5 protein-coding genes are annotated in these 4,748 nt (G+C 37.7%); 2 read left to right on the forward strand and 3 right to left on the reverse strand.

Annotation, left to right across the window (positions count from 1 at the left end):
- Both VKY50_RS08305 and VKY50_RS08310 read right to left on the reverse strand, forming a co-directional pair.
- On the reverse strand, positions 1-869 hold an 869-nt coding region (locus VKY50_RS08305; RefSeq protein WP_324300772.1), incomplete at its 3' end, for a carboxypeptidase-like regulatory domain-containing protein.
- Positions 870-1,022: 153 nt separating this feature from the next.
- Complete coding sequence (locus VKY50_RS08310; RefSeq protein WP_324300773.1) at positions 1,023-2,183, reverse strand: FecR family protein; 1,161 nt, start codon at positions 2,181-2,183, stop codon at positions 1,023-1,025.
- A 125-nt stretch (positions 2,184-2,308) separates the two neighbouring features.
- Here VKY50_RS08310 and VKY50_RS08315 point away from each other — a divergent pair, with 125 nt between their 5' ends.
- The gene (locus VKY50_RS08315) at positions 2,309-2,902 is read left to right on the forward strand and encodes an RNA polymerase sigma-70 factor (protein ID WP_324300775.1); all 594 of its coding nucleotides are present in this window, start codon (positions 2,309-2,311) and stop codon (positions 2,900-2,902) included.
- Between the two features lie 179 nt (positions 2,903-3,081).
- Here the strand turns inward: VKY50_RS08315 and VKY50_RS08320 are convergent, their stop codons facing one another.
- Positions 3,082-3,459 carry a DoxX family membrane protein gene (locus tag VKY50_RS08320; protein ID WP_324300777.1) on the reverse strand — a complete coding sequence of 126 codons (378 nt, stop codon included), beginning with the start codon at positions 3,457-3,459 and terminating at the stop codon, positions 3,082-3,084.
- Between the two features lie 121 nt (positions 3,460-3,580).
- Here VKY50_RS08320 and VKY50_RS08325 point away from each other — a divergent pair, with 121 nt between their 5' ends.
- Positions 3,581-4,258, forward strand: a complete 678-nt coding sequence (locus VKY50_RS08325; protein WP_324300779.1) for an RNA polymerase sigma factor — start codon at positions 3,581-3,583, stop codon at positions 4,256-4,258.
- The last annotated feature ends 490 nt before the right edge of the window (positions 4,259-4,748 follow it).

The raw sequence follows: 4,748 nt of genomic DNA on the forward strand, positions 1-4,748 counted from the left end.
TACAAAGGATCTCCAAAACCCCCACGAATTCTAATACTCGATGATGCTCCGGCTAAACCAGAGGTGTTGGTGATATTAACTCCAGGGGCCCGTCCGGCTAGGGTGTTGGAAAGATTGCTAGTGGGTACTTCATTTATTTCTTCGGTATTTATGGAGGTAATGGCACCCGTGATATTCACTTTCTTTTGGGTACCGTAACCTACCACAACGACCTCATCCAATGCAGCCGCACTTTCCTCTAGAACAACGGTTATAGTTTCTCCAGCATTGACGGTGACTTCTTTGGAATCAAATCCAAGGTAAGATACCACCAGTATGGCCGTCTGATTCGAGATAGCAATTGAGAAATTACCATCAAAATCAGCGGTGACACCATTGTTTGTTCCTTTTTCAATTATGTTTGCACCCACAAGCGGAATGCCACTGGCATCGGTTACATTTCCGCCAATCTCTTGTTGTACTTTAGAAAGGGGTGTAAGTTGGAGCGTTTCTTGAGATGAAGTAGGTTGATTTTGTTTTAAAATAATGGTACGGTCCTTTATAATCACCCTTGTCTTACGGGAATCAAAGAGGAGTTCCATCACCTTTTCTATCGGCAATTTACTGACTTTCAAAGAGACAGTACGGTCCAGATCTATGGTCTTGGTATTGAAAAAGAATTTATAATCTGTGGTGGATTCAATATAATTCAGTACATCTCCAACACGCACATCTTTCATATCAAGGGATACTTTATCTCTCTGAGAGTAAGCTTCCTTGGCTTGCATTATAAAGCCAGCTGTTATTAAAAGTAGGAGTGATAAGGTAGTTTTAAGATCAAATCTTAGAACCCATATAGAATTTCTATAGGGTAAATACGGTTTTTGCATAGTTTTGAATGTTTTAATGATTGTTCATATCTACAATCTCTTTACACCGAATCGGGGAATGTGACAGCATTTTCCGATTCTTTTTTAATAAATTCTTGGTGAAAGAGCCTTCTGTAGTTTTGGGGAAGAGGTGTCTATCATAGGCAATGGGTTTTAATTGATTACTATTTTATTTTCGACAATGCTGTACTGAATGTCATGGAGTGTTTTAAAGTAACTCAGCACCTGTTCAATGGATTCATCTTTTGTAGCGATGATCGCATTGAAGTGTTCTTTGGCTAAGGATGTATTGTTATTTACAATAGTTACATTGTACTGACGTTCCAATTTTTTCAAAATATTTTCAAAGGAGGTATTTCGAAACACCATATCCCCCCGAATCCAACTGGTAAAAAGCGTGGTATCCACCCGCTGGGTATGTATCAAGTGTTCGCTTTTATTAAAGGCGCCTTTATAGCCTGGCTTAAGCACCACCATTTGATTTTCTTCATTGTTCTGACTAGCGGAGAGTCCTACGGATCCCTTTAACAAAACCACCTCAGTATCAGGATCTTCTTGGTAATTAGAAACATTGAACTGGGTTCCATATACCCGTACTTTTACTGGAGTGCTCAACACTTCAAAGGGCATTTGGTGATGGGTGACATCAAAATAGGCTTCTCCTTCCAGAGATACTTCTCGACTTCTACCTGGAAGAAATTCTCTTGGATAACGCAGGGAACTGCCAGCATTTAAAAACACTTTGGTACCATCTGAGAGCGTCAGATTAAAGCGCCTGCCAAAAGGGACATGTAGGGTGTTGTACTGCAACTGATTCCCTGGTGATTTTTGATCATAGGTAAGCTGTTGTCCTTGCTGTCGTCCAATGATCGTTCCATTGGAAGTGGTAATACGGGTCGATCCATTTTCAGGGATCACCACCACCTCTCCAGTTTCCAATTCCAATGTGATGGCTTCACGCTCTGGAACAATAGCCGTAGTATTGGATGGGTTGGTTAATTCGCGTTCTAAAAAGTAACAGAGCCCAAGGGTTAAGATCACCAAAGCCGCGTATTTTAAAAACAAGGCGAAGGTATATCTCTTAGAGTGTGGTTTTTGATTGCCGTGTATCTTCTCTAGTAGTTTTGCTCTAATGACACTTGAGTCGGGATCATTGGCCCCTAAAATAAGCGCGTAGTTGACCCTGACATATTCTTGAAAGATGCGTTGGTTTTCTTCCTCGGCCATCCACTGCTCCAACTCCTCCAGCTCCTTTTGGGTGATAGCGCCACATAAAAATTTTACAATTAAATTTTCGAATTTCTCAGAAATCATACAAAGGGCTTTAATGGTAATACAAGACAAACTTTATGAACCCTAATAGTTTGCAGGTTTATTTTGAAATTTTTGTGGCATTTCCATGCAATTAATCCTAATTTTATGTACTTAATCGACAATCCATGAATTTTAAGGACAACGCTTTTTTGATTCAACAATTGAGAAATGGACACGAAAAAGCATATCTATATTTACTTGACAACTACCATAGAAGGCTCCATGCTTATGCCCTTTCATTGGTCTGTGATCAAAATATGGCACAGGATGTCGTGCAGAATGTATTTTTAAAAACCTGGGATTTTCGTCATCGCTTAGATGAAACGCATTCCATACAGAGCTTTTTATTTAAGGCTGTTTATAACGAATCCATAAATTACAACCAAAAGAAAAAGTCGATGATGTTATTACAGCGAAAGTATGTGGAATCCCTTAGGGAAGTCATGGAGACCACCACAGAGGAATCCTTTGAAAAAATGCTCGATATCGTTCACCAGGAAATTGATTACTTACCCCAAAAATGCAAACAAGTTTTCATTTTGAGTAAAAAGGAAGGACTTACCAATGAGGAAATAGCGCAACACCTTAGGGTGTCTGTTAAGACAGTTGAAGCTCAAATCACTAAAGCATTTGCGGTACTACGAGCGCGACTAGGAGAAAAATACAAGGCTGTATTTATGCTTTTTTATCATTTGTATTCCAGTAGGGATTTCCGGTAAGTTGGTTTTTTAAGGGAGGAGTAAAATAGAAAAATGGGATATCCAAGAAGATACCCCATTATTCCTACATATAACGTTTATCCTTTTTATCGGGCTTTCAGCGCCATGGATTCTTTTGCTATAAAGTTTAGCGCGTATTGGTGGTACATGTAGCTACAACAGTGGCCAGAAAAGAATTCTTACACGGGCGTACTTTTACCCTCCGATAGTTTTGCTAAAGTAAACGCAGCGATAGCCATCACTAAATCTCGAACGGCCACATCTACATAATTCCAACTCAAAATTAAGGTCAGTGCAATGGCTACAAGCCATGCTGAAACTATATAAGCTCCTATTTTTGTTCTTGTTAAGACAAGGAAACCCGCAACAATTTCTATAATACCAACAATGATCATAAAGGTGGTTGGTTCAAAGGGAAGTAGTGATGCAAACCCATCTGATATATATTGAGACCATTGGGTTAAAATGTTTGTAAATTTGTCTAATCCAGCCACTATTGGCACCACGCCAAAAGTATACTTTAAAATGTTTTTTACGAAGTGTACATTTGAATTCATAATTATACTTTTTTAGTTATTTAAAATCTGTTACATCTTTTTGATAGGAAATATTCAAAAAGGATACAAAATTTTGTAACTTATTTTAAAGTTTCCTATCTAAAGGAAAAGACACACAACCATGGAAGCAATACGCCTTAAAGTAATTAAGAATCACAAGCTAGAAGAAAACCAAGTCATTAGAAGGATTTTAGGTGGCGAGAAAGAACTCTACGAAATTTTGGTCAAGCGCAATAACCAAAAGTTGTACCGTATCGTTAGAAGCTATCTAAAGGACGATGCAGAAATTGAAGACATCATGCAGGAGACCTATGTAAAGGCTTTCACTAAATTGCATTTGTTTAAGATGCAATCCCAGTTTTCCACTTGGCTAATTCGTATAGGGATCAACAAGTCTTTGGCACGACTAAAAGAAAAGGGAAAGATATATGATATAAATACTCCCTTGGACCATTTAAGCAATACCATTTTAGAGATACCAGATAGCAGACAATTAAATCCGCAACAGAAGATGATACACCGCGAAACAAAGCAATTATTGGAAAATGCTATAGAGAGTTTAGACATTAAATACAAAACGGTTTATGTCATGAGAGAATTGGAAGGAATGAGTTTGAAAGAAATTGCAATCGCGTTAGATCTAACCGTTGCTAATGTCAAGGTTCGCCTACATCGATCAAAAGATATGCTTAAAGAGAAACTCTATAAAGTGGCAAATGACAAAAACGTATTTGAATTTGGTTTCAGTCGTTGTGATCGCATTACAGAAAATGTCATGAAACGTATCCAGGAATACTAGCTTTTAGTTGTGGGCAAGTAAAATTTAGACACGCTCCCTTAAACTTATACGCTTGCTGGGATAGTGTCTCTTAAGAAATAGGCCGTGGAGTGTCTGGCTTTTCCTGTGCCAATAACTATTGTATCATAAATCCGCACATTGATATATTTTTTCAAATTCATCGAATTCTAAGCGCTCAACTGACAAATTAAGTTTAATACTTAAAAAAAGTTAAAGTAAAATTTGTTTAGTTAGGACTCCTTACTATATTTGTAAAACATTGACCTCTACTATTTGAGGTTAATGAATGAACTATATACTAACTTAGTTAGGATTGCTACCTTAAACCAATCCTAACTTTTTAAACTTAAAAAAAAATGAAATCTATTCTATTATTTTCAGCCCTGTTGGTACTTGGCATTACTGGAATCAATGCCCAGGAAAGTTATAAAACTGATGACTTCGCCATCACTAGTGTTCAGGTATTGCACAAAGCGGATTTTGGAGTTAC

The sequence above is a fragment of the Galbibacter sp. genome (assembly GCF_035306585.1).
Lineage (GTDB): Bacteria > Bacteroidota > Bacteroidia > Flavobacteriales > Flavobacteriaceae > Galbibacter.

Coding starts and splice junctions, on each gene's coding strand:
- VKY50_RS08320 (WP_324300777.1), bottom strand. CDS start 3,459: ATGAATTCAAATGTACACTTCGTAAAAAACATTTTAAAGTATACTTTT.
- VKY50_RS08310 (WP_324300773.1), bottom strand. CDS start 2,183: ATGATTTCTGAGAAATTCGAAAATTTAATTGTAAAATTTTTATGTGGC.
- VKY50_RS08325 (WP_324300779.1), top strand. CDS start 3,581: ATGGAAGCAATACGCCTTAAAGTAATTAAGAATCACAAGCTAGAAGAA.
- VKY50_RS08315 (WP_324300775.1), top strand. CDS start 2,309: ATGAATTTTAAGGACAACGCTTTTTTGATTCAACAATTGAGAAATGGA.